Annotated in this window: 16 protein-coding genes and 3 pseudogenes; 5 read left to right on the top strand and 14 right to left on the bottom strand. The window is 45.2% G+C overall.

Annotated elements, in window-relative coordinates; genetic code table 11:
- Nucleotides 1–189 precede the first annotated feature (189 nt).
- Both A3K86_RS16665 and yidA read left to right on the top strand, forming a co-directional pair.
- Nucleotides 190–1191 (top strand): S66 family peptidase, encoded by a 1002-nt coding sequence (locus A3K86_RS16665; protein WP_068333686.1) that lies wholly within the window; start codon nucleotides 190–192, stop codon nucleotides 1189–1191.
- Nucleotides 1192–1433: 242 nt separating this feature from the next.
- The gene (gene yidA / locus A3K86_RS16670; protein WP_068333689.1) at nucleotides 1434–2243 is read left to right on the top strand and encodes a sugar-phosphatase; all 810 of its coding nucleotides are present in this window, start codon (nucleotides 1434–1436) and stop codon (nucleotides 2241–2243) included.
- Nucleotides 2244–2338: 95 nt separating this feature from the next.
- On the opposite strand, the gene A3K86_RS16675 is transcribed toward yidA, so the two are convergent.
- From A3K86_RS16675 to A3K86_RS16690, 4 genes are all read right to left on the bottom strand, one after another.
- Complete coding sequence (locus A3K86_RS16675; protein WP_068333692.1) at nucleotides 2339–4252, bottom strand: DUF3857 domain-containing protein; 1914 nt, start codon at nucleotides 4250–4252, stop codon at nucleotides 2339–2341.
- A complete protein-coding gene (locus A3K86_RS16680; RefSeq protein ID WP_068333694.1) occupies nucleotides 4249–5382 on the bottom strand; it encodes a hypothetical protein in 1134 nt (377 codons plus the stop codon). The genes A3K86_RS16675 and A3K86_RS16680 overlap by 4 nt, the downstream gene beginning before the upstream one ends.
- Nucleotides 5383–5575: 193 nt before the next feature.
- On the bottom strand, nucleotides 5576–6667 hold the full coding sequence (locus tag A3K86_RS16685; RefSeq protein ID WP_107270275.1) for a tetratricopeptide repeat protein: 1092 nt from the start codon (nucleotides 6665–6667) through the stop codon (nucleotides 5576–5578).
- A gap of 34 nt (nucleotides 6668–6701) precedes the next feature.
- Nucleotides 6702–8024 (bottom strand): anaerobic sulfatase maturase, encoded by a 1323-nt coding sequence (locus A3K86_RS16690; RefSeq protein ID WP_068333697.1) that lies wholly within the window; start codon nucleotides 8022–8024, stop codon nucleotides 6702–6704.
- A 235-nt stretch (nucleotides 8025–8259) separates the two neighbouring features.
- Between A3K86_RS16690 and A3K86_RS16695 the strand changes: the two are divergent.
- Both A3K86_RS16695 and A3K86_RS16700 read left to right on the top strand, forming a co-directional pair.
- Nucleotides 8260–8967, top strand: a pseudogene (locus A3K86_RS16695) (formylglycine-generating enzyme family protein); the annotation flags it as partial.
- A gap of 37 nt (nucleotides 8968–9004) precedes the next feature.
- Nucleotides 9005–9988, top strand: coding sequence for an HAD family hydrolase (locus A3K86_RS16700; protein WP_068333703.1), 984 nt, complete (start codon nucleotides 9005–9007; stop codon nucleotides 9986–9988).
- A gap of 54 nt (nucleotides 9989–10042) precedes the next feature.
- Here the strand turns inward: A3K86_RS16700 and A3K86_RS16705 are convergent, their stop codons facing one another.
- The 10 genes and pseudogenes from A3K86_RS16705 to A3K86_RS16745 all read right to left on the bottom strand — a co-directional run bounded on the left by A3K86_RS16705 (nucleotide 10043) and on the right by A3K86_RS16745 (nucleotide 22343).
- Complete coding sequence (locus A3K86_RS16705; protein ID WP_068333706.1) at nucleotides 10043–10951, bottom strand: LysR family transcriptional regulator; 909 nt, start codon at nucleotides 10949–10951, stop codon at nucleotides 10043–10045.
- 188 nt (nucleotides 10952–11139) lie between these two features.
- A complete protein-coding gene (locus tag A3K86_RS16710; protein ID WP_068333709.1) occupies nucleotides 11140–12633 on the bottom strand; it encodes a BatD family protein in 1494 nt (497 codons plus the stop codon).
- A complete protein-coding gene (locus A3K86_RS16715) occupies nucleotides 12626–14401 on the bottom strand; it encodes a vWA domain-containing protein (RefSeq protein WP_068333713.1) in 1776 nt (591 codons plus the stop codon). The genes A3K86_RS16710 and A3K86_RS16715 overlap by 8 nt, the downstream gene beginning before the upstream one ends.
- A complete protein-coding gene (locus tag A3K86_RS16720; RefSeq protein WP_107270234.1) occupies nucleotides 14398–15537 on the bottom strand; it encodes a vWA domain-containing protein in 1140 nt (379 codons plus the stop codon). Before A3K86_RS16720 ends, A3K86_RS16715 begins: the two co-directional genes overlap by 4 nt.
- On the bottom strand, nucleotides 15534–16136 hold the full coding sequence (locus A3K86_RS16725) for a DUF4381 domain-containing protein (protein ID WP_068333717.1): 603 nt from the start codon (nucleotides 16134–16136) through the stop codon (nucleotides 15534–15536). Before A3K86_RS16725 ends, A3K86_RS16720 begins: the two co-directional genes overlap by 4 nt.
- A complete protein-coding gene (locus tag A3K86_RS16730) occupies nucleotides 16136–17134 on the bottom strand; it encodes a DUF58 domain-containing protein (RefSeq protein ID WP_068333720.1) in 999 nt (332 codons plus the stop codon). Before A3K86_RS16730 ends, A3K86_RS16725 begins: the two co-directional genes overlap by 1 nt.
- A gap of 11 nt (nucleotides 17135–17145) precedes the next feature.
- Nucleotides 17146–17508, bottom strand: a pseudogene (locus A3K86_RS23140) (AAA family ATPase); the annotation flags it as partial.
- Nucleotides 17509–17585: 77 nt separating this feature from the next.
- Nucleotides 17586–18165: pseudogene (locus A3K86_RS23145) on the bottom strand (AAA family ATPase); the annotation flags it as partial.
- Nucleotides 18166–18287: 122 nt separating this feature from the next.
- On the bottom strand, nucleotides 18288–20630 hold the full coding sequence (locus A3K86_RS16740) for a multiheme c-type cytochrome (protein ID WP_068333726.1): 2343 nt from the start codon (nucleotides 20628–20630) through the stop codon (nucleotides 18288–18290).
- Between the two features lie 165 nt (nucleotides 20631–20795).
- Nucleotides 20796–22343: an arylsulfatase gene (locus tag A3K86_RS16745; RefSeq protein WP_068333729.1), complete on the bottom strand. Its 1548-nt coding sequence runs from the start codon at nucleotides 22341–22343 to the stop codon at nucleotides 20796–20798.
- 422 nt (nucleotides 22344–22765) lie between these two features.
- On the opposite strand from A3K86_RS16745, the gene A3K86_RS16755 reads away from it, so the two are divergent.
- Nucleotides 22766–24331, top strand: a complete 1566-nt coding sequence (locus tag A3K86_RS16755; RefSeq protein WP_068333735.1) for an arylsulfatase — start codon at nucleotides 22766–22768, stop codon at nucleotides 24329–24331.
- The last annotated feature ends 94 nt before the right edge of the window (nucleotides 24332–24425 follow it).

A 24425-nucleotide genomic window follows, 5' to 3' on the forward strand; every position in this document is an offset into this window, starting at 1 on the left:
GAAGCTCCATCATAGCAAAGCCGTACAAATATATTTTATTTCGCTTGTGATAAACAAAGAAAAAACAACTGAAAAAGAGACAAAGATGGAATAGCTACTGACTCTTGACGGTGTGGCAATAACTGCAATACTGTCAGTAAGTTACTTATTTTGACATAGTAACCAAACACAAGAATAAAAGGATTTATCATGATTAAGCCACCACCATTACAACTCGGTGATACCATTGGATTTTTCTCACCTTCTTCACCAGCAACTGCCTTTGCTCCCACACGTTTCGCCCGCGCCAAAACTTTCCTAGAAAGCAAAGGTTACCAGCTTAAAGCTGGGGCATTAACGGGACAATCCGACTACTACCGTTCTGGCAATATTAAAGAACGTGTTGATGAGCTTAACGCACTAATCCGCGATCCACAGGTTCGCTGCATCATGTCGACAATTGGTGGCATGAACAGTAACTCATTGCTCCCCTACATTGATTACGATGCCTTAATTCAAGATCCAAAGATCATCATTGGATATTCAGATGTTACCGCTCTGCTGCTTGGCATTTATCAGCGTACTGGGCTTATTACGTTTTATGGCCCAGCCCTCGTAGCCTCTTTCGGTGAACTGCCGCCGCTAGTTGAAGAAACCTTTGCCGCTTTTCAAGCTGCCACTCAGCCACAACCTTTACCTTTCACTTATCAGCAACCTCAACTCTGGACTGATGCCTTTATCGATTGGGAGAGCCAAACCGAGCCTAAACCTTTAGTAGCGAACAACTGTGAATTCTTAGGCACTGGTAAGATCTCCGGACATTTGATCGGTGGTAACCAAAATACGATGACCGCAATCATAGGCTCCGATTATTTCCCTGAAATTAAGCAAGGCGATATCTTACTGGTAGAAGACTGCTTATCCGATATGGCAACCGTTGAGCGCACCACAGCACAGCTAAAACTAGCTGGTGTCTTTGATCGCGTCAGCGCCATTATTTTAGGTAAGCACGAACAATTCAAAGACCAAGGAACAGGTCGCCAACCTATCGATATTTACCGCGAGATCTTAAACGGTCAAGATATCCCCATCATCAATGGTTTTGATGCTTGCCACACCCACCCTATGCTAACGATGCCGATTGGTTGCCAAATCGAAATTGATTTCGACCAACAGCAAGTTGCCATAACAGAACCTTGGCTAAGCCGCTAGCAAGTTCTTACTACCCACTGCGACACAGCATCAAAGAAGCCACACTCGGCTTCTTTGATTTATCTAGCCTCCCTACTTTCGACCTAATTAACAAAGCATTAGCGTAATAAGCCAAAAATCCTTTACTCAAGATGACAATAATCACCGTGTAACACACATACTATGTGCTCATAAAATTGTCGTTTCTGTCACAAACTTTGGGTACTATACCGCCTCAAAATTTTCACGGTTGGAAAGGTTACATGTACAAATTAGTTGCTTTAGATATGGATGGCACTCTGCTTAACTCTCAAGGTGAAATCTCACCACGCACCAAGGAGGCCATCGCCCAAGCACGCCAACAAGGCGTACATGTAGTGCTGGCATCAGGTCGTCCACTTGAAGGTATGACCAAATATCTTGCCGAATTGGATATGAATAGCGATCAAGACTATGTGTTGAGCTACAACGCATCACTTGTTCAACGCGTCGCGAGTAAAGAAGTGATCCGTAGCCAAATTCTTAAAGGCAGTGATGCAAAAAACCTTGCCAGCCTAAGTCAAGATCTTGGTGTGAATGTTCATGCATTTTCACGTCGCTTTGGCTTAATCACACCGCAAAACAACGAGTACACTCGCCATGAGGCCGAGATTAATGGGCTGACCATTACCGAACTTGATTTTGTAGAATTAGATAACAACGAAGACATCATGAAAGTGATGATGATTGACGAGCCAGAGCGTCTATCTGCAGCAATTGCAAAACTACCGCCACACGTTTATGAGCAATACACTGTCGTGCAAAGCGCACCGTTTTTCTTAGAGTTCCTAAACCCAAAAAGTAACAAAGGCACAGGTGTTGGCATGCTAGCAGAACACCTTGGTATTGATGCGAGCGAAGTCATTTGTATGGGTGATGCGGGCAACGACAAACACATGATTGAATACGCGGGCTTAGGTGTTGCCATGGCCAATGCTACCGACGATATCAAAGCGATTGCTAACCACATTACCGACAGCAACAACGAACACGGTGTCGCAAAAGTTATTGAAGATTTTATTCTTAACCGTTAATTAATTTAGTTTTTCAGTACTTCCCTACACAAAAAAAGAGCTGATATCAGCTCTTTTTTTGTGGCTAATTTAGAGTGAATATGACTTAATCCAAATCAAGCCGACGATTCTGCCAACTTACCTTTAAACTGAATTAAAGACTCACGACGCATAACATCCAGAAAATGATTAAAAGACTGAATCTCGCTAGCTTTTATTAACTGCTGAGGGATTAATAAAAATGTCGCAATTTTCAATTTACCATCGTCTGTTACATGAATTTCACGGTGCATTGATCCAAATTTATGATCAAACCTCAATGTTGGCGATACTTTTTGAATCTTCCATATCTCGCTAAGATCATAAACATACTCTGACTGTATTTTTAACCCAGGAAAATGCTCCTCATAGTGCTTATTATCCAAGCGAAGAAGTTCAAGTTCATCCTTAAGCCATGCATCATTTTCTTCATAAATGAGATCGCTTTTCACATCCAGAAATGGGCTCAACTTAGCTTCAGATTTAATAACCAACTCTGGCGCCATATTTGCCAACTTCACAATATTAAATTGCGGATCAGCATATGTTGATACTTCGTTATGATACTGTTGAGTAAGCCATTCATCACGCTCCGATGGTGATTTTTGTAACAACAGGCGACGATACGACGAAGCATACTCTCCATAATAAGTTCGTTTTTGATGTTCTTCTTGTCCCCCTAACAAATCAAACTCAACACTCGTCGATACATGCATTTTCCAACGGTATTTATTATTCAATATTTGTGACGGTTGCTGATTGGATTTTAATACAAGAGATACTTTATTTTGAATCCAAGACGGTGTAAATTTCCAAAATGTATCTTGATCTGTAGCGTCCAAGCAATATTGCTTTCCTAAATAGTCAAAACACATCACAATATGATCAAAATACCTAAAGGTCGGAATAATAAGCTGATCCGCACGAGTTCGATCTGTTGCTATTAATACGGGATAAGACTCTATACCAATACGCTCTAGCAAAGCATGCAACAAGGCTGACTTATCCTTACAATCACCGTATCTATTTTTAATAATCGACGCGATATCATGAGGGGTAATAGTATGACCTAACTCAGACATTGAAACATAACGAATGTCTCGCGCAACAAACTCATGGATCAGTTTAATTTGATCTTCAATATTTTTATTATCACCAATAATTTGTTCTAACAAAGCTTCAAGCCCTGTAGTATCACTGAGTGCAGAATTTACTTCATCATTAATGATACTTACAACCTGCTGCCATTCTTTAGACTCACCAATTGCAACTTGACCAATGTAGTCACGCCAAAAAATAGCTTTGTCATTTTTAAAAGCAGCAATATCTTGACCAGTGCAGTAAAGTTGACTTTCCGTTTGATTGCATTCCACATTGTTACTGTTTGATGACCAATAAAGTGGTTCATCAAGTTGCCAACTGACATTAATATCTAAGTTTGCAATTGGATAACGGCCTTGTGTATAGAAGATTTGTGACCAATCACCTTGCAGCTTCAGCCTATCACTACTAATTTCATACTCTATAACAGCAAGGCTACCTTCACTTAAGCCAGGAATAGTAAGGACAACTTCTTTGTCATCAGTAAAACTCCTGTAATTATCAGTATCCAATATTTGTAATGACGATGCTTCAATTGACTTTATACTGCCTTGCTTATCAATTGATGAGGCCGATATAATCGTCAACCTTTCCACTCTATCATTAAAGTAAATTGAATGGTCTGCATGATTACCAATATCTCTTGAACTTGGGTAAAACCATATTTCTTTAACGTGTTCAGTTATATTGTCACCAACAACACTCACATTTTTAGACTGCAATATTTGTGTTACTTCTTCAGGCTTTTCTATTTGACGCTGAAACTCACGTGCTCTGTTAAACAAATCTCCCGATTCAGAAACTTTCCATTTTATTTCTTCATTAGCAAACACATTACCACAGATAAACACAGAAAAAACAAAGAAAGGAATAAAACCAGTCATCTTCATAGTGGATAAAACTCCCCTGCCATTTTATTAATTTTTTCTGCGTACTTAACATAAGAATGCTTTGATGTACTTAAATCACCTAATAACTCATAATAATGTTCACCTGATTCAAAAACAGTGATTGTATAAAGTCTAGGCCCAAAGATTTCTTGACCTTTACATGTTACATGAGTAATTACATTTGCAGTTGAGTTAAGTAATACTCTCTTTTCATGACACTTAGTAGAAGGAGTAGTAGATTGAATATCATTAACTCTAAAATTTACTATATCATTAATCGTTGTGGATTTTCCTGAGATAAACACAAGAAAATTAGCATCATTACCCATACCTGCTAACTCTAAATCCGCAGAGCCGTCCGAAAAAGTACCTGACTTAACTTCTCGCCAACTGTCACCGTGGATTTTTAATCGATAAGCATTATCCGGTGAAATATAAACATCTTGATCAGCGAAAGATTCCACTCCATCAATCGGCGTATATGGAAATATACTTGAGTAAAAGAGTATCAACATAACAAAAGGAAAGCCTAACAGTACAAGCAACCATTCCCAAAAGGCGTAACCCGATTGCTTACCTTTAAATTCGACTCCTACTAATTTTCGCTTTAGAGCGTTAAACCGTACTCCCAAAACACAATAGGCTACCGACCATAGCAAAAGCCCTACAACCCAATAACCACTACTGACTGTATACTCTGAATCCAACCACAAATAAGCCGATAGCACCATTGTAGATAGCGCCCAAATCCAAAAGGAACTCACTGGATAATAGCTATCGTTATCTTTTTCTAATTGCTGAAGCACACGATTCATTCGGCGAAAAGCGAATGGCTGAATAGGTACCAGATTTGGCACAAAAAACCATGTCCAAGAAATTAAAGGCTGTTTAGAAAGTAAAGACAATTCCTTGATACGCTTCACAAACCAAAAAGCGGTATATATACCAAAGGTAGAAAAATGAAGGAAAAATTCCCACCCAGCAGAGCGAGGAGATCGAAGAATAATTACATCGTCAATTGGAACCTGTGGCTCTTCATGTGATGATTGACTTACCAGATGCTCAGTATCGTTAAGCTCAGGTTCTGGAACGGAAATACCAGAAGTAGATGATGAGGTACTATGTGCCATTATGTTGATATTAAAGAAAATTTGAACGGCATGATATGAAACTACATCCAGTTAGAGTATCACCTCCTCTCTCGAATGTGACAAACATCGCATAATGGAGCTTTTTCGCTTTCATTATATTTATAATAACAAGCTCTAAGACAATAGAGGAGAGTTCACCTCTCCTCTAAAGTATCTATTTCATTCGCTACAGTTATTTTTTTCGCTTTGCTTCAAGCTGCTCTATCACATAATCAGGGGCGATTTTGCCAAGCTCGGTTAAGCATGCTTGGGTTTTGCTATTTTGGGTTCGAACATAAATATCGCACACCGCATAGAGTTGTTCTGGAGCCCCTGAGATTAAATACGCTTGCTCAAATGACGTCACCGACTTTTCAATATCAAGCGGCTCTTGAAGGACACCATTGAGATACCAAAAATAGCTGTTGGTTTGTGCCATTTGGGCCGCTTGCTCAATGGCCTTGGCCGCTTTTTCCTTCTGCTCTAAACGTACTAAGGTTAGCGCTTTCGAATAATAGAGATTGGCTTCATTAGGTTGTAATGCTATCGCTTTATTTAACGCATCTAAGGCTTGGCTATCTTCGTCTTGCGCACGGAGATTATCTGCCACACTCAACCAAACTTGCACATTCTGAGGTTCAGATTTAAGCAATTGCTCATACAATGATTGCGCTTTATCCCAGTCTTGATGCCAGCGATAAACATCGGCCAATAACAACATCGACTTAGGGTTCGTTTGCGCTTTTAGGTAGTTTTTCAGCTCCTCAAACGGCACAGTCATGCTCTGCTGTTGATCTGGCGTCATCTTGCCAAAGTCACGGATCAAATTCGCCGTCGTCGTCACTCTCACTTGCTGACTTTGATCTTGTAATAGTGGCGACAACATACGCCAGCGATGAGCAAATTGATAAGGTTCTGCGGCAATAACTGCCGCCTCGCGTACTAAATCACTGTCATCTTGAAGTGATCTTGCTACCGCAACCAAACTGTTCTGACTTGGATAAGGCGCCAATTGACGTAAGGCCTTGGCACGCACTTGCGCTGTTTGTCGCTTATCCTGTGCGATATAGACCCACTGTTGCACCTGCTCTGCACTTGCAGTGGAAGGCGTCATACTCGCCTTATCTGATACCGCTTGTTGTGATTTAGTGCTATCAGACGCACCTGCCCCTATATCAGCCTGCGAAAGCAACACATTTTGCTGTTGATTTATGCTGGTTTGGCTCACTTGCTCGGACACATCATTCGTAGCGGCATACGCTTGTGAGGTTAATACTGCAGCCATAGTTAATACCGTTATTAGCTTCATCACCTAACTCCTAAAACTGGGTTGGAAATACTGGTGAGCGTCGCGCATTTGCCGCCACCAACTCATCACGATATTTGCCATGAGCAACCGGATTACCTGTCATCCGCAAGATATAAGCAATCACCTTGTCTGCATGTCGGAAGAACTTATGCCAACCAGAGCACAAATAATTAAGGCCAGGTTCACCGTCTTTCGTGCGAATAAAACGATTCTTAGGACATTCTCCGTAGCAGGCAAACCGATAATCACATTGCTGGCATTGCGTAGTTAAAGTACGCGATTTCGCGAAACCAAACTTCTGTTGTTGTGAGGAATACGCCATCTCATCCAGCTTTTGATGGTGAATATTGCCCACTTTGTATTCTGGATAAACGTAATGGTCACAAGTAAACACATCCCCATTCGGCTCCATCGCTAAGCCTTTACCGCAGATCTCGCCCAAGGTGCACAACGGGTTCTTCCTTCCCATCCAAGTTTCAACGCTGGCTTCGAAATATTGCACAAACACTTTGCCGATATCTTTGCTCACCCATTCATCGAAAATAGCGATCAGGAAATCCCCCCACGCCTCAGCAGAGACACACCAAGGTTCCACCACGGATGCTTTATGACTTGGCTGTAAGCGCACATCACCTTGAACAAGTTGATCGTTCGGGTGCCACTTTTGCGGAGCGGTCGTGCGGAACGTCTTTTGCTCGACAATTGGAATAAATTGCATTTGCGGCGACTTCACCACATCGCGCAAAAAACGATAAACTTCTAGTGGGTTTTGGCTGGTTAAATTATTCACACAAGTCAAAGTGGCAAAATTCACTTGGTGTTTGTGTAGCAACGCGACCGCTTTCATTACTTGCTTAAAAGTGCCACGCCCCGCTTTATTGGTGCGATAGGTGTTGTGAAGTAATTCGGGACCATCAATGCTTAAACCAACCAAAAACTGATTTTCAGCGAGAAACTGGCACCACTCATCAGTCAATAATGTGCCATTCGTTTGCAAGTCATTGGAGATCTTGATGCCATCCGGTTGGTATTTTTGCTGAAAAGCGACAATCTTCTGGAAATACGCCAAACCAAGCATGGTTGGCTCACCACCTTGCCACGAAAAGATAATCTCTGGCGTATTTTGCCCTTCGATATATTGCCGAATATATGCTTCCAAGGTGTCGTCATCCATCATTGGCGAGCAGCCTTTCTTATACTCAAGCAAATCCTGTTTGCTCAAGTAATAACAGTAAGTGCAATCAATATTGCAGGCAGCACCAATAGGCTTTGCCATCACATGTAAGCGCTTAGACGCCTTACCATTAAACTGTGGACCTTGAGTGACTAACATATCTCACCTTTCAAGCGACATTCGAGGAGCAAGCATAATAAAACCTGCACTGCGCCAAGGCTTGTTATACCCCTTATAACCAATGGGTATGGAGGGATCACATAGAATGGGTACTCATTCGATTTGGTTATGATTTGAGGTGTTCATGTCAGTATTAGGTTCCAAATATACGCTTGCCGCGATAGTAATAACTGCCGTGTCTGCCACAGGGATTGTTGCTTGCAGCATGTCATCCACACCTCACCCCATTGCTCAGCAGATCAATACCGACATGGTGCTAATTGATGGCGGTCGCTTTGAAATGGGCTCTAATGCGGATAATGCTAAAAAAGCGGAGAAACCTGCACGCGTCGTGACGGTTGACAGCTTCTACCTCGCCAAATTTGAAGTCACTCAAGCACTATTTAACGCCGTAATGGGCTCATCACTCAGCTATTTCCAAGGTGATGACATCCCTGTTAACAACCTAAGTTGGCAACAAGCCAATTTCTTTATCAGCCAACTTAATGAACTCACTGGCGAGCACTACCGCTTACCCACCGAAGCTGAGTGGGAGTTTGCAGCGCAAGGGGGCAACCAAAGTCAAGGCTTTATCTATAGCGGTTCAAACAACATTAGTGATGTGGCTTGGTACGCAGGCAATGCTGACAACCGCGCCCACCCGGTGGGACAAAAGCAAGCCAATGAACTTGGACTGTATGACATGACAGGTAACGTCGGGGAATTCGTCAGTGACGCTTTCGATGACACCTTCTACCGCTACGGACCAACAGATAATCCCAACAATGCAAAAGATGAAAAAGCGGGCTTAGCGCATAAATCCGTTCGCGGGGGCAGCTTTGCCTATGACCCTGATGAATCAGAGAATTTCCGTCGTGACTTCGCCAGCCAGTCTATAATTATGTCCGATATGGGGCTTCGACTGGCTAAAGACGCAGATTAGCGTTCAACTTATGCACTCAAATGTAGGTACTCATGATATGAACAAAAAACACCTCTGCACCCTCGCTATTTTATCCGGACTCTCGTTTTCAACTATGGCAATGGACTGCGATCCTAATTTGCTTCCCTCATGGAAAGATGGCGATAGCAAAAATGCGATTATAAATTTTGTTAATCAATCAACAGATGATGCAAAAGCGACCTTTATTCCCGTAACCGATCGCATTGCGGTATTCGATAATGACGGTACTTTATGGTCAGAAAAGCCGTATTACTTCCAACTCGCTTTCGCCCTTGACCAGGTGAAAGCAATGGCAAAAGATCATCCTGAGTGGAAAACGCAGGCCCCTTTCAAGTTTGTATTAGAAGATGATATCGACAGTGTTTTTGCCGGTGGTGAAAAAGCACTACTTAAAATAGTAAAAGCCACGCACAGTGGGATGACAGTCGAAGAGTACCAACAAACCGTTGCTCAGTGGCTAACAACGGCGAAAGACCAGCGCTTTAACAAAGCTTATACCGAGCTCACTTACAAACCGATGCGAGAAATGCTGGCATACCTACAAGCCCATGATTTTAAAACCTACATAGTGTCAGGTGGTGGCGTCGACTTTATGCGCGTTTGGGCACCTGATATTTATAATATCCCCGCAGAGCAAATTATTGGCAGCGCCTTAAAGTACGAATACAACTTCAATGACGGTCAGCCAACTATTACCAAACAAGGTGAAATTCTCACCATTGACGACAAGGCAGGCAAACCTGAAAACATTCAACATATTATCGGCAAGAAACCCGTGCTTGCGGTCGGTAACTCAGATGGTGATCATGCGATGATGCAATGGGCCACAAGCCAAGCTAACTCGATGGCAATGATAGTGCATCACACCGATGCAGAACGCGAATGGAAGTATGACCGTAAATCGAGTGTCGGCCACCTAGATAAAGCCATGGATGAAGCCAAGACCCGTGATAATTGGCACTTAATCGACATGAAAAACGAATGGTGCAGCGTGTACTAATTTAACCTCTACTCATTTTGCTCACTCCCCGCAAAGCGCGGGGAGTATGACCAATTAAGCTCTTTTTACCACTTTTCCCGCTTGTTTAACCTGATTTCGCAACCATTTATGCGCACTTTCACTCGTGCGGCTTGGATGCCAAATAACGCATAAATCATGTTCTTTATCAGCAAAAGGTAAAGGCAGTCCTTTTACGTTGTAGGTGTGCTCAAACGCTTTGATCGTTGATTCAGGCAACATCCCTATGTATTCACTGTCGTTGATCACCGGCAGCATTTCCACGACTCCTGGCGCACGGTAAACGATATTACGCTTATCAAGATCCGCGATATCTTCATCGCTAAGTAAACTTTTTCGGCTCTGCCAACGAGACACCACCACATGTTGCTCCGCTAAAAACTGCTCTTGGCTAATACTGTCTTTAATTCGTGGGTGAGTAGCACTACACACCACCAGCAAGCGCTCAGAGAATATCGGCTCAACCTTGAGCACGGTTCGACCTCGCGGTGCTAAGTCCACAATCAAATCATAGCGCTGAAGTCGCAAATCACTTTCAAAGTCTTCGGTAAACAAAGGATGCACTTCTAGCGAAATTTGCGGTGCTTGCTCACGAATTTGTTTCATCACTTGCGGCATTAATTCGTAACTAGCGGCAGATACACAGGCAATCGAGAAAATACGATTGGAAACCTTAGGATCAAAAGCGCGCGAGGCCGACAAGGTCGAGCTGAAGTTTTTATAGGCCGCCGACATTGCCGGATAAATATCACAAGCAAAGGTGGTTGGCTCAACACCAGAGGTATTTCGATGAAACAGTGGATCATCATAAATCTCGCGCAAACGCTTTAACGCCTTACTGACCGCTGGTTGGCTGATATCCATTCGTTTCGCCGCCCGCGATAAGTTCTGCTCTTCAAAAATAGCCACAAAAATAGGGATCAAGTTCAGTTCGGTATTTTTCATTCTTCCTGCTAATAGAGCAAAACCCATTAAGCAAAATTAACACCTACAGAATACGCATCATCACTTGATGCCTGTTCCATAAGCCTTGCTTAACGGGCTGAATAAATAGATATAATGAGTGTAGAAAATCGTCTGAGTCAGAGCGAGAGTTGTGACTCAATAGTTTGATCAAAGCGACTTTCGTGAGTCTATTCGCTCTTTATCTCATTCGTTTTTATACTCGGTTTTGTGGCTGATTTTTGTAAATAGCTTCTGTTCATCATCACTTCTAATTCAGGTAAAGCCTTTGGTAACTGAATACCTTGAATGGATAGAAGGAGCCTTGTTCGAGACTGCCAGTGTTGCGTGACTTTTTTCAATTTCAACCATAGCTGGACAAAGCCAAACCGAGTTAATTTTGCTTGCTGCAACCGTTGACTTAGCACTTGCCAAGAAGATGAGGAAGAATACTGCCCCAGTTCAAGCTGCTGGCTTTGACGTCGCAACTTGCGATAAGTAAGCAAGCGGGCAACAGGCCAATCTTTGCGCCCTAATGCTGCGCTAAATTGCCACCATTGCGGCGTCGGTTTCTGACGGTAATAACGCACCATAAAGCGAACCAAGAAGCAGCCCACAATCAAAGCTACCACTACAGAGAGTAATACTGGCGCGTACAAGGCAAACCAAGAAGCTAAGGTGTGCTTAACGGTAAACGTGCGCCCTTCGAGCGTTAATGTTTGTAGCTGCTGCGTTTTGGTATTCCACCATTGCAGTTTCAAAGCGGAAAAACTGACTTCACCGCCTTGCTGTAAAACGTACACCACCTCTTCTTGGCGGCTGGATTGATAGTTGCCTCGCGATTGACTGTCTTTTAAAACATTAGGCTGCGCATACCGATGATAGCTTTTGCTGGCCGTAGTCATGGCGCTGGTATTCGTATCGGCATGGGTGTGGGTATGGATATTATTAGCCTGGCCATTGGTTTCCGATCGCGTTTGTAACGGCGGCAACAAGACAGATAACGTATCTGTCCCTTCTATCGTCACCACACGCGTAATGCTATCACCCACTTTTAATACTTCGTCTTCACTCGAGACTTGCCATTGTTGTGATAACGACAACGCACTCGCCGCAACCCAAGGTTCTTCGTTGCTTAGCATCGCAGACGGTAAATTAACTTGAAACGTCAATGGTGGCGTCATTAGCTTGGCTTTCACATTTCGCCCATTGGGTGCAGAAACTTGCGCAAAGACTGGCGTTGCCGGCACTTGATACTGTCCCGAAGCTTGCGGATAAAGCGTTAACTCCCACCGTTGAACCGACCATGTTTGACCATCTCGGCGCTGAGTGTAGTTCGTCGCTAACGGATTACGTTGCTTCACTATTACATTCGGTATTTCCATATTGCCAATCTCAGTCCCTCCGGTTAACCAGCGAGGTGTCGCGACTTCAATCACCATGATGATTTGCTCATTAATCGCAAATGAAGGTGAGCTCTCTGTAGCTTGCTTATGGCTATCGCTCGCGGTGTCTTTTATTCCTTCACCATCCAACCACGCTGAGATTTGCACCAAGTCTTGATGATTTTCGGCGTTTTGATTCTCTGTGGATGAATTTGTCGCAGCTTGCGCTGGCATCACTCCCCAAGAGCCCAGCAAAGTCAGGCAACCAACTAACAAATAACTCATTAATTGCTTATTCATTGCGATCTCCTTGCTCTATTCGTTGTAATTGAAACTTGGCACGTAGGAAATATTTAGGATCGGCTTCTACCCGACGTAGCCATTTATCGGCAAGTTCATCACTCCCTAAGATCTCATTGGCATTCAGCGTTTCACGCACCATCATGGCCGAGCTCACTTGCTCTTCTGCCCCATCTGCCGTTTGCGGCTTATCGCCTAACTCAAACGATTCTTCAGGACCATCGGTAGTACCTGATTGACTTTCGCTGGTACGATTTATTTCCTCCACAATACCTTGGATCACACCATAGTTATGTTGCGCCTGCTGGCGAATTTCTGCCGTTTGCGCATGCTGCGATAGCTGCAAAAACATATCGCGCGCAGCCAAATACTCTCGTTGACGTGCGAGTGCGTTAGCGGCATTAAATAAACCCAGTTCGCGCCCCTGTTTTTGCAATATCTGCGCTTGCTGGGCAGTGCTTCCCCCTTCCGCCGCCACTGGTACTTTCCCGACTTGTAAAAACGCACTGTGAGCTAACTGGTATTCCGCACCGTAGTAATAAGCCACGCCCTTGCGTAATGGGTCGACAAAATGCTGAGCCGCTTTAAGGTACTCCTGCTGATTAAAGTAATACTGCCCTTGTTGATCTGGCGTTAGCCAAAGATCTAACCACCACGCAGAAACTTTATCCCAAGCTGTGATTTCCTGCGCTTCAACCGTTTGAGTCGGTGCTGCTGTCGTGTGGACAGTTTGCGCGGATACTGGCGCTGAAAAAGGAAGTGAAAGCAATATCGACGCCGCTAAATAACTCGATACCAGACAGCAAGGAGCAAGACACCATTGCACTAACCACCCTTTGCGAAACCACAACAGTAAGATGATGGTAATAGGGATTAACAAGTAATACCCCATGTCTTTCCACGGCATCGCCGATTCATTATTAAGCTGCATGTGACGCTCAACATAGCGATTCAATGTTTGCACATCACTGCTATCGACCGATACGGTCACCAACTTACCATCAGCCTGATCCGCTAAGGTTTGCAGTGCCTTCAAATCAAACGGCTGATGACTCACCACATCATTGTTCCCCATCGCCAACACCAGTAGCTGATGAGGACTTGTTGCAAAATAAGCGCTAAAAGTATCAATTGTGCTGGGATTCACGCCATCGGTGATCAGCAATACCGAGCCCGCGACCTCGTCTTTCAAAAGGGTGGAAATCAGCGGTAAAGCTTGCTCCGCCGACTTACCCGCTTCCGGCATAAGACTCGGCTCTATTGCCGCTAAAAAAGGCGTGAACACCGCGCTGTCTTGAGTAGGCGGCATCGCGGTATGGGCTGAGCCGCTATACACCACCAAGCCTGTTTTCCCGCCTTGGCGCAACGCTAATAAATCACGTACTTTTTGCTTAGCGCGCGTTAGACGGCTAGGCGCAACGTCCTTTTCCAGCATGGATTCACTGGCATCCATCACCACCAGCATGGTGGCTTTATCTTCACCAAACGGTGAGGCTTCGCGCTGCCAACTTGGACCTGCACACACCACGATGGCTAACACCATCAACACAGTGAGTACCTTGAGTGGTAATTGCTTCTTCCAGCCTTTGTCACCAATAGTTAACGCGTCTCGAAGGTGCTTAGGTAACACCTGTTGCCAAGTTGATGCCTCGTCTAATTGCCAACGCCAGTACACCGTTGCAGCTAAAGGTAACAACGCCAGTAACCACCACGGGCGAATAAAATGAAATGAGGTTAGCAACTGCTGCCAAAACATAGGATCGGTCATACTTGCCCCCCAACATTATTTACTGTTGATTGACGATGCTTAGCCGCTCTCTTTGCGACAACCACACGTTGCAACGTTAAGAGAAAAAACGTCAGTAAATAAATCACCGCCACCACCGCAATAAAATAATGATGAATACTTTGCTTAGGTCGGTAGGTTGTTGCTTTATAAAGCGAAGGTTCGAGCTCACCAATAGTGGCATAAGCTTGGGTTAACTCATCTTGATTTAGCGCTTCAAACGCTTGTCCACCGGAAAGAGCCGCTACACGTTTTATGGTGTTCATATCCAATGCTTTTTCACCAACCGTTGCAGGATCTCCCATTGCCACCATGTGAATGCGCACACCTTTCGCACCAGCGACTTTCGCAGCTTCAATAGGCTCAACAAAACTGCCGGTATCATTACCATCGGTCAGAACAATCACCACTTTTTCTCGGCTAGCACTTTCTGCAACATCGCTACTTTTGGTTTGTCGCGAGTCTGTGCTTGAGTCATAACTTTGCTCAAAGACTTTAATCGCCAATCCGATGGCATCACCTAAATGAGTGCTTTGACCAGCCATCGCAACATCGGTTTGCGCCAACAAATCTAACCATGCTTGTTGATCGGCCGTAAAAGGTGTTTGTAGAAATGCAGCGTCACCAAACAAAATCAAACCTAAGCGGTCGCCTTGTCGAGTTTGCGCGAACTCCGCCAACACTTGCTTAGCCGCCGTTAAACGAGCGATACGCTGGCCTTGTTCGATACCTAATTCAGGAGCGGCTTTGCTTGCCACAAAATCGGTTTCTGCCATCGAACCAGAGAGATCCACCACCACCATTACATCGCGCCCAAACTGTTCACGCACTTGCGGTTCACCTAGAATCATGGGTTTAGCGAGTGCCGTCACCACCATTAGCCAAGAAAAGATCAGAATAATTCGCTGCCACCAGCTAGGCGCTAACTGACTTGCCCCTTCTGAAGGTGTTTCTCCAAGCACTGTCATCAAGGTGTCGAAAAAAGGAATTTTGATGGCCGCTTTCTTGGTGCGATAGGCAGGTATCAGCCAATAAACCAACAAGGGCAGTGGCAATACCAAAAAACAATAAGGATGGACAAACTCCAACGAGCCCGCCCACGAAAACAATGTGTTCATCGCTGCGCTCCTTGGCTAGGCTTATCCCTTAATCGAGCATTCCTAAATCGAGTCAACAGCGAAACGGATGGCTTTGAGGACACACCTCTAATGGCATTTTCATCTTGATGTTCAACAAGCCAACTACGAGTGTGAGTTAGCAAGGTCATCATCTCAGAGTCTGTGATAGCTGACTGTTGCGATAGCGTTGCTGCTAACCATTTGCGTCCCAATTCACTGTGATATTGAAACTGCGCCTGATGTGGCGCATCTTGAGGGAGCAAACTGTCGAGCTTTTGCAACAAAGCCTCACCGAACAATGCTGCGTTTTTAGGGTTTAGGTACACCAAAACGGCTTTTAAGATCAGCAGTAATAACTGAGCACTGTCATGAGGTGAAGATGACGGTATTTTCTGTAATGCTTGAATAGCTTCACGGCGATAGCGATTGTGCCACCAATGGTTTATTCGGCGATAACACCAAGCGAGTGCAGCGACCATGGCGAGTAATGCAAGTAATTGCCAACCATGCGTTTGCGGCCACCATGACACGGAATCAGGCACTGCCACATCAATCATATCTCGTAAAATGTAAGTGCTAGGGGGCGTATGGATACTCATTAGCGACCTCCTACCGCACGTTTAAATTGTTCGATATGTTGACCTTGAGTATCTAGCTCAACCATAGGCAGTTGTTGCACCGCCATTAGCTGCAATAATTGCTGCTTTTTAAGAGCATGATGATGTGCCAACCCTTGCTGGGCTTTTTCAAACTGGTGCTTATTAGCAAGATTAAATTGATAGTGACCATCCCCCACCACCCAAGGCGTGAAAGTACCAGTATTTGGCTGTGGCAGTGATGTAGATGATGTCGCAGTTCCCAGTGACGAGGTAGGCAAAAATGCTGTTTCTAAGGGATCGGAAATCAAAACACCTAACACATCATTATGCTTTTGCAGATGTTTAAGGTGGACCACATCATCTGCCGTTACCCCCGACCAATCACTCAGCATGATAATGGTGTGATTGCGGCATTTTAAACGTGCCAACAAACCAACCAAGGAGGAAAAGCTCACTTGCTCACTATCGCGACAAGTAACGTCCAGTTGCTGGTTAATTTGAGCGAGTTGGTTGAGCTGAAATAACACATTGGCTTGCGAACGCTTAGACAGGCTGTACTCAATATTGGCGTGACCACTAACCACAAAACCAACCCGATCGCTGTCTTTTAGCACCCGCCACGCGGTTAACGCCGCAATCTCAGCGGCAACCACAGATTTCATCACTTCAACCGATGAGAAAAACATGCTGCTACGCTGATCAACACAGATCAACACGCTCCGATCTTTCTCTTCGGTGTAACTCCGCACATGTGGCTTGCCAGTGCGCATCGTTACTTTCCAGTCAAGGTTACGAATATCATCACCTTGCTGATAATGGCGCAATTCTTCAAAATTCAAACCACGCCCACGAAACGAAGAGTGATGCCGCCCCGATAAGGCGCTGCCCGCTTTACGCTGCGGCAACAAACTAAACCCATCGACTTGGGCTTGGAGTGCCACTAAACGAGGATAATCACAATAAATGCGACTATCTAGCGGCTTGGTATGCTCAACCATATCGCCACCCTCTAACCAATCACAACATGATCAAGCAGCTCATTAATAACATCTTGACGAGAGATGCCGTCAGCAAGGGCGTCGTAACTTAGAATAAATCTGTGCCCCAACACATTCGCTGCGACCGCACGAATGTCATCAGGCTCAACAAACGTTTTACCTTTCAGCCACGCATTGGCACGTGCGCATTTATCGAGGGCAATGGAAGCTCGTGGACTGGCACCCACTTCAATCCAGCGGGCTAATCGAGAGTCGGGATAACGCTCAGGCTTACGCGTTGCCATGACCAAGCCAACGATATAGCGCTCAACCATTTCCGACACTTCCACTTTCGGCAAGTCACGACGCGCAGCAAGTATATGGTCGGGTTCGATGGTAACAGCACTTGGTTCATTAGAGTCATGTTGTTCGCTTTGAGCATCAATAGCAGACGAAGGTTCAGGCTCTACCACTTCCTCACCACGAACAAGACGAATGATATCTAACTCAGCATCATCGTCAGGGTAGTCCACCGTGACTTTCATAATAAAGCGGTCCATTTGCGCTTCAGGTAATGGGTAGGTGCCTTCCTGCTCAATTGGGTTTTGAGTTGCCAACACCATAAAAAGCGCAGGCAATTGGTGCGTTTTATCACCCACAGTGATGGTATTTTCCGCCATCGCTTCAAGCAACGCCGCTTGAACCTTTGCGGGCGCACGGTTGATTTCATCGGCAAGCACTATGCTGTTGAAAATAGGACCCGGCTGAAAATGCAGTTGCGGTTTGCCATCAAGATCTTGATACACCTCGGTGCCAGTCACATCTGAAGGCAACAAATCAGGCGTAAATTGAATACGACCAAAACTTGTATTGAGCAAATTAGCTAACGATTTCACCGAACGGGTTTTTGCCGTTCCCGGTAAACCCTCTAACAGCACGTGACCATTCGTTAACAGCCCTATCACCAAAGCCCGAACCACATGACTCTGCCCGATTACACTGCGTTCCGTTTGCTCAATTAATGTATTAATGGCTTGCTGCGCGTGGTTCATAACCTGCCCTCGTATTCAATTTTCCACTGGGTACAACCTACCTTCAAACGCCATAACTATTGGTTATATACTTAATACAAACCCTCTCGCCTTATCGATGTCTTGCTGACAGACAATCAGCCTTACGGCCTGATCATCGCGTCGAGTTGCGCGACCACTTCAGGCGGTGCGACTTTTGCCAAACGTTGACGACATTGCGCAAACGTTAGTGCCACCGCGCCTTGCTGATAGTTTCGCGCTAACACCTCACACTCGGCATACAAATGCTGAGGGTTACCACCGACTTGATAAGCAGTGTTTAATGCTTTGCTGGCAGCGACAACATCCCATTTTTCCAGCGCTAATCCATATACGTACCAATACTGCGGATTGCGCACCGCAAGTTCAGCAGCCTGTTTCAAATACTGCGTAGCTTGCTTCTCCTTCCCCATACGCAATAAAGTCAACCCCGCACTGTAAGGTAAGGCACTCGATTTCGGCTGTGCGTTAATTCCTGCTTTCAACGTTTCTAACGCCTTGGTATCGCTACCCTGAGCGCGATATACATCAGCAAGATTAGCGTAGCTATTTTCAAAATACGGCTCGATTTCAATGGCTTGCTGATAGGTTGCTATCGCTTGCTCTGTTTTGCCTAAATCACGATAAACATTGGCTAAATTGGTTCTGCCAAAGCCACGGTCAGCATTAAAGTTTTGAATTTCTATGTATTGATCTAACGGCGTTGCTATTGCTTTACGCTGCTGCTGCGTCATTTGTGGGTAACCACTCACTAAGGCCGCCGCCGCTTCGGCACGAATCGATAAAACCGGGTCATCAAGTAATGGTTCAAGAATTTGCCAACGGTCACTGAAGGCATACCCCGCAGAGCCCGCGATAGCGCCAAGCCTGATCAATTCACTGTCGTGCTTCACGGCTCTCGCTAACGCCACCAAGGTATTTTTCCCTGTGTTTCCTGCCATTCTTTCTAAGGCTGACGCCCGAATAATGTCGCTAAGTGATGCATCTTGCGCGGAATATGCCAGCGCATCCGGTGCCCCGCGATGACCAATTGCACCGGCGTAAAACGCGACCGAGAAGTGTTGTTGATTACGATATTGAGAGTCAGGAAACCACTTTGCCACTTGTTGAGATGCCCATTGATCGGTTTGATCTTGGTGACAAGACGTACACACATTTGGCGTATTGATGTGCTGGCTAAGATCGGGACGTGGTACATGCCAGCTATGATCACGTCGAGGATCAACTTGCATGTAGGTAGTCTCAGGCATATGACAAGTCGTGCATTGCGATGCTTCACTATTAGCTTGATGGAACGTGTGCTTTTCAGGCGTGTACTCCGAGGCAATATGACATTGCAAACACACGGCTTGTTCAGGCACTTTTAACTTAGCGCTATGCGGATCATGACAATTGGTGCAGGTCACCCCTTTTTGTGCCATTGCTGATTGCAAGAAAGAACCATACACATAATCTTCATCAAAAATCTGACCATCATGGTGATAAAGCTCTGGGGTGATCAAACTCAAGCGGTATTTGTCGAAAAACGACCCTTTTACATGATCTTCAGTCTCGTTAAGTTGCGTGCGTCGACTGTGGCATTGAGCGCAGGTTTGTACTTGATCGGTTTGCTCTATCGCTTTGGGTTGCAAGCTCGTATGCCCTTCCTGATAGACCCACTCTTCAACCGCCCGTGATAAATCACGCTCAAAGCCATAATGCTTGTTAGACGTAAAAAGGGGATCAAATTCAGACTCCGTTTTCGCTTGCTGCGCTAAGGTGAGGTGTTGACTGGCAGGGCCATGACAAGCTTCGCAACTCACATTAATCTCTGACCAAGTCGTCGCATAGGTATTACTTTGTGGATCGTAGTGCTTTTGCAAGTTAGTCGAGTGACAATCGGCACACATGAAGTTCCAGTTTTGTCCGGCGTTGGTCCAATAGAACTCATCGCTGGGTGTTGTTTCTGGGTATAAGTGAAACCAACGTTGTCCGCCCTGCTCCGCTGCTCTGGTATCCCACGCAAAGGGGATCAACTGTACTCGCCCATCATCTAAGGCCACCATATACTGCTGCAATGGCTGCCAACCAAAGGTATAGCTAATTTTATAATCGTGCCACTGACCGTCAGGACCTTGAATATTGACCCAATACTCCTCTCCCTGACGATAAAATCGATTTGGCTTGCCATTAAAATCAACTGTCTGATTATCAAAATCCCCCAGCACAGATTCAGTGTCAGCGTGCCGCATTGCCATATCATGATGCGAGCCTTGCCAAGCCGTCACGGCTTCTTGGTGGCAATCAACACAAGCTTCACTGCCTACATACTCCAGCCCCGCCTCTTTAAGTTGGGGCTCCGCAATTTTGGCTTCGTTGGCTAATGCTGGCGCGATAATGGATAAAACCACCAGCAACAAAATACACATAACGGAGTTAAGAAGAGTAAGCCATTGCCCTAGCGCCATAACATTCCTTGTTGATTGGTTCTCTAATCAAAGATAGAAAGAATTTTCCTTTTTAGACAATTCATTAACCACAGCAATGGCTGATTAATAACCACCAATTCCCAAACTTCCCTCATACAAATAAGGGCTCCGAAGAGCCCTGTATTGATATATGAAGCACCTAAGCTACTTGTTCGGGTTTTCTTGCAATTTCTCCATCACTTGATCGAGCGAGAAACTGGCTGCTTTTTGCCTTGGCGGGAACTCTTTGAAGGTTTCTAAGAACTTGCCTACATATGCCTGTGCAGGCACCAACATGTAAGCGCGATCTAGCATCCAATCGTAATAAGTGTTCGACGTGACGTCGGCAATTTCGTAGGGATCCATACGCAAGTTAAAGATCTTAGGTACACGCAGCGGCGTAAAGGGTTCAGCCCAAATACGCAATGTCCCTTTTGCACGCTGCTCTAGGAAGACAATTTTCCAATTGTGGTAACGCAGTGACGTTAAATCACCGTCATCGGAGAAGTAGAAAATCTCTTCTCGAGGCCCTTTTTCTTCTTTACCAGTGAGGTATGGCAGGAAGTTATAACCATCGAGGTGTACTTTAAATTTCTTATCACCTGCGGTGTAACCGTCGAGCAACTTCTGTTTGATCTGATCATCACCGGCTGCCGCCACCAAGGTCGGCATCCAATCCATGTGGTGCATGATTTCATTCGACACTGTGCCTGGTTCAATTTTACCCGGCCAACGCACCATAGCAGGCACTCGGTATGCCCCTTCCCAGTTGGTATTTTTCTCACCACGGAATGGCGTTAAACCTGCATCCGGCCATGTATTCATGTGAGGGCCGTTATCAGTGGAGTAGAACACGATAGTGTTGTCTTTGATGCCCAAGTCATCGACCTTTTTGAGCAAGGCACCAACGTGATTATCATGCTCCACCATACCGTCGGCATAGAAGCTAATGCCGGTTTTGCCTGAGTTCTCAGCTTTAACATGAGTACGGAAGTGCATACGAGTCGCATTCCACCACACGAAGAAAGGCTTCTCAGCTTTCACAGCACGATCCATGAAATCAAGCGCCGCATCGAGCGTTTCATCATCGACCGTTTCCATACGCTTGCGCGTCAACGGACCCGTATCTTCAATCTTGCCGTCAGCGTAAGATTTGATCACCCCACGCGGACCAAACTTCTTGCGAAATTCTGGGTCTTTCGGGTAATCAACATTTTCCGGTTCTTCCTCGGCGTTCAAATGATAAAGGTTGCCAAAAAATTCGTCGAAGCCGTGGTTAGTCGGAAGATGTTCGTCTTTGTCACCCAAGTGGTTCTTACCAAACTGCCCTGTCATGTAGCCAAGTGGCTTGAGCATTTCAGCAATGGTGGCATCTTCGGCTTGCAAGCCTAAGTCTGCGCCCGGTAAACCAACCTTACTTAATCCGGTTCTTAGTACCGATTGACCAGTGATGAAAGTTGATCGCCCTGCGGTACAAGATTGTTCTCCGTAGTAGTCGGTGAACATCATGCCTTCTTTGGCAATACTATCTATGTTCGGGGTTTTGTAGCCAACCAAGCCGAAAGTGTAGGCACTTATATTGGTTTGCCCAATATCATCCCCCCAAATGACCAAAATGTTCGGTTTTTCGGCTGCGATGCTGCTACCTGCTGCGCCGAGTAAAACGGCGGCAACAATCGCTAGTCGGCGTTTAACGCCTATTTTCGCTGTCATATAAACCTCTATCTCCAATAGAAATGAGCTTCCTGCACAAAAAGATATAGTTCACAAAATAGACAATTGCGAGAAGCCCGATGCTGATAAAACGCACCTCAAACCTTATACCGAACTCCAGAAATAAAAGATCACTGCCACTTTTAAACAACGCAATCTCAAAAACGTCAGCCAACTTTTCTATCATCTAAGCTCTGCTTACTCAGCCACTTTTGCGTGATCTCAATCTCGCTTTTCTCGTTTCCATCAATGGTTCACTTCTGAGATAAAACCAATAAATACATAAACTTAACAAGCAGTCATAACCAACGTTTATAACCACTATAAAGCGACAATCCCCAATACCATCATTAAGTTAGTCGTCAACAAAGCATGGTGTTATCCGTGCTTCACTCTTAACTCTCAACCAATTTGGAGTTTTTATGGCTAACCAAATGAGTAAACTGGCCGTCGGTATTGGTGTGCTAGCCACCTCAAGTGCCGCTGTTGCTGCTGACAAGCCCAACATCTTGGCCATTTTTGGCGATGACGTGGGTTACTGGAATATCAGTGCGTACAACCAAGGGATGATGGGATACGAAACCCCAAACATTGACCGCATTGCTAACGAAGGTGCATTGTTTACTGACCACTACGGACAGCAATCCTGTACTGCGGGGCGTGCTGCGTTTATTACGGGTCAAGAACCGTTCCGCACAGGCTTGTTAACCATTGGTATGCCAGGCTCCGACCAAGGTATTCCTGACTGGGCACCAACGATTGCCGATCTCTTGAAAGATCAAGGGTATATGACCGCTCAGTTTGGTAAGAACCACTTGGGCGACCAAGATAAACACCTGCCGACTAACCACGGCTTCGACGAATTTTTCGGTAACCTTTACCACTTAAATGCTGAGGAAGAGCCGGAAACCTATTACTACCCGAAAGATCCTGAGTTTCGTAAAAACTACGGTCCACGCGGGGTGATCAAATCTTACGCTGACGGCAAGATTGAAGACACAGGTCCTATGACGCGTAAACGTATGGAGCACGCTGATGAAGAGTTCTTAGAAACCTCATTGGCCTTCATGGAAAAAGCCGTCAAAGCCGACAAGCCTTTCTTTATTTGGCACAACACCACCCGTATGCACGTTTGGACTCGTCTTCAAGAGAAATACCAAGGTAAGTCCGGTATCAGTATCTATGCCGACGGTATGCTAGAACACGATGATCAAGTGGGTATTTTGCTCGATAAGCTGGACGAGCTTGGCGTAGCTGATAACACCATTGTGATTTACTCGACCGATAACGGTGCCGAAACTGTGTCTTGGCCTGACGGCGGTGCAACCCCATTCCACGGTGAGAAAGGTACCACTTGGGAAGGTGGTATGCGTGTTCCCCAACTTGTCCGTTGGCCGGGAGTGATCAAGCCTGGTACGAAAATCAACGAAATGATGGCTCACCAAGATTGGCTACCAACCCTATTGGCTGCTGCGGGTGTCGATGATGTAAAAGAGAAACTTGCCAAGGGCTACAAAGCGAATGGTAAAGATTGGCGTGTTCACATCGATGGCTACAACTTCAAGCCGTATTTCGAAGGCAAAGAAGACAAAGGTCCACGTGATTCACTGCTGTATTTCACAGCCAATGGTGAGCTAAATGCAGTTCGTTGGAATGACTGGAAACTGCACTTCGCAACCCTTGAAGGTAACATCACCGATGCCGTGCGCTTCTCACCAAACTGGCCGAAGATCATCCACCTACGTGCCGACCCATTTGAGAAAGCACCACACGAATCTGGCATGTACCTACGCTGGATGGCCGATAACATGTGGTTGTTCGTTCCAATCCAAGATGTACTAGGTGATTTCTTCAAAACCTTGCCAGACTACCCAATGCAGCAAGGGGCGATCATGAACCCTGCAAGCATCGATTATCAGTCTCTCGGTCTAAAAGCTAAGATGAATCAACTTGATGAGTTGCAAAAGAAAGTCGCAACCATGAAGTAATAACGATACCTAATAAAAAGCGCCTTTCCCTCAAGATAGGCGCTTTGTCATTATTCATACTTTGTCATCATCAACGAAAGTGACGACAAAGGAC

It is taken from the genome of Photobacterium jeanii (assembly GCF_001650345.1).
Taxonomy (GTDB): Bacteria; Pseudomonadota; Gammaproteobacteria; order Enterobacterales; family Vibrionaceae; genus Photobacterium; species Photobacterium jeanii.

Coding starts and splice junctions, on each gene's coding strand:
- A3K86_RS16680 (WP_068333694.1), bottom strand. CDS start 5,382: ATGGCACATAGTACCTCATCATCTACTTCTGGTATTTCCGTTCCAGAA.
- A3K86_RS16675 (WP_068333692.1), bottom strand. CDS start 4,252: ATGAAGATGACTGGTTTTATTCCTTTCTTTGTTTTTTCTGTGTTTATC.
- A3K86_RS16740 (WP_068333726.1), bottom strand. CDS start 20,630: ATGGCGCTAGGGCAATGGCTTACTCTTCTTAACTCCGTTATGTGTATT.
- A3K86_RS16720 (WP_107270234.1), bottom strand. CDS start 15,537: ATGAACACATTGTTTTCGTGGGCGGGCTCGTTGGAGTTTGTCCATCCT.
- A3K86_RS16725 (WP_068333717.1), bottom strand. CDS start 16,136: ATGAGTATCCATACGCCCCCTAGCACTTACATTTTACGAGATATGATT.
- yidA (WP_068333689.1), top strand. CDS start 1,434: ATGTACAAATTAGTTGCTTTAGATATGGATGGCACTCTGCTTAACTCT.
- A3K86_RS16715 (WP_068333713.1), bottom strand. CDS start 14,401: ATGACCGATCCTATGTTTTGGCAGCAGTTGCTAACCTCATTTCATTTT.
- A3K86_RS16730 (WP_068333720.1), bottom strand. CDS start 17,134: ATGGTTGAGCATACCAAGCCGCTAGATAGTCGCATTTATTGTGATTAT.
- A3K86_RS16745 (WP_068333729.1), bottom strand. CDS start 22,343: ATGACAGCGAAAATAGGCGTTAAACGCCGACTAGCGATTGTTGCCGCC.
- A3K86_RS16755 (WP_068333735.1), top strand. CDS start 22,766: ATGGCTAACCAAATGAGTAAACTGGCCGTCGGTATTGGTGTGCTAGCC.
- A3K86_RS16705 (WP_068333706.1), bottom strand. CDS start 10,951: ATGAAAAATACCGAACTGAACTTGATCCCTATTTTTGTGGCTATTTTT.
- A3K86_RS16690 (WP_068333697.1), bottom strand. CDS start 8,024: ATGTTAGTCACTCAAGGTCCACAGTTTAATGGTAAGGCGTCTAAGCGC.
- A3K86_RS16710 (WP_068333709.1), bottom strand. CDS start 12,633: ATGAATAAGCAATTAATGAGTTATTTGTTAGTTGGTTGCCTGACTTTG.
- A3K86_RS16700 (WP_068333703.1), top strand. CDS start 9,005: ATGAACAAAAAACACCTCTGCACCCTCGCTATTTTATCCGGACTCTCG.
- A3K86_RS16685 (WP_107270275.1), bottom strand. CDS start 6,667: ATGGCTGCAGTATTAACCTCACAAGCGTATGCCGCTACGAATGATGTG.
- A3K86_RS16665 (WP_068333686.1), top strand. CDS start 190: ATGATTAAGCCACCACCATTACAACTCGGTGATACCATTGGATTTTTC.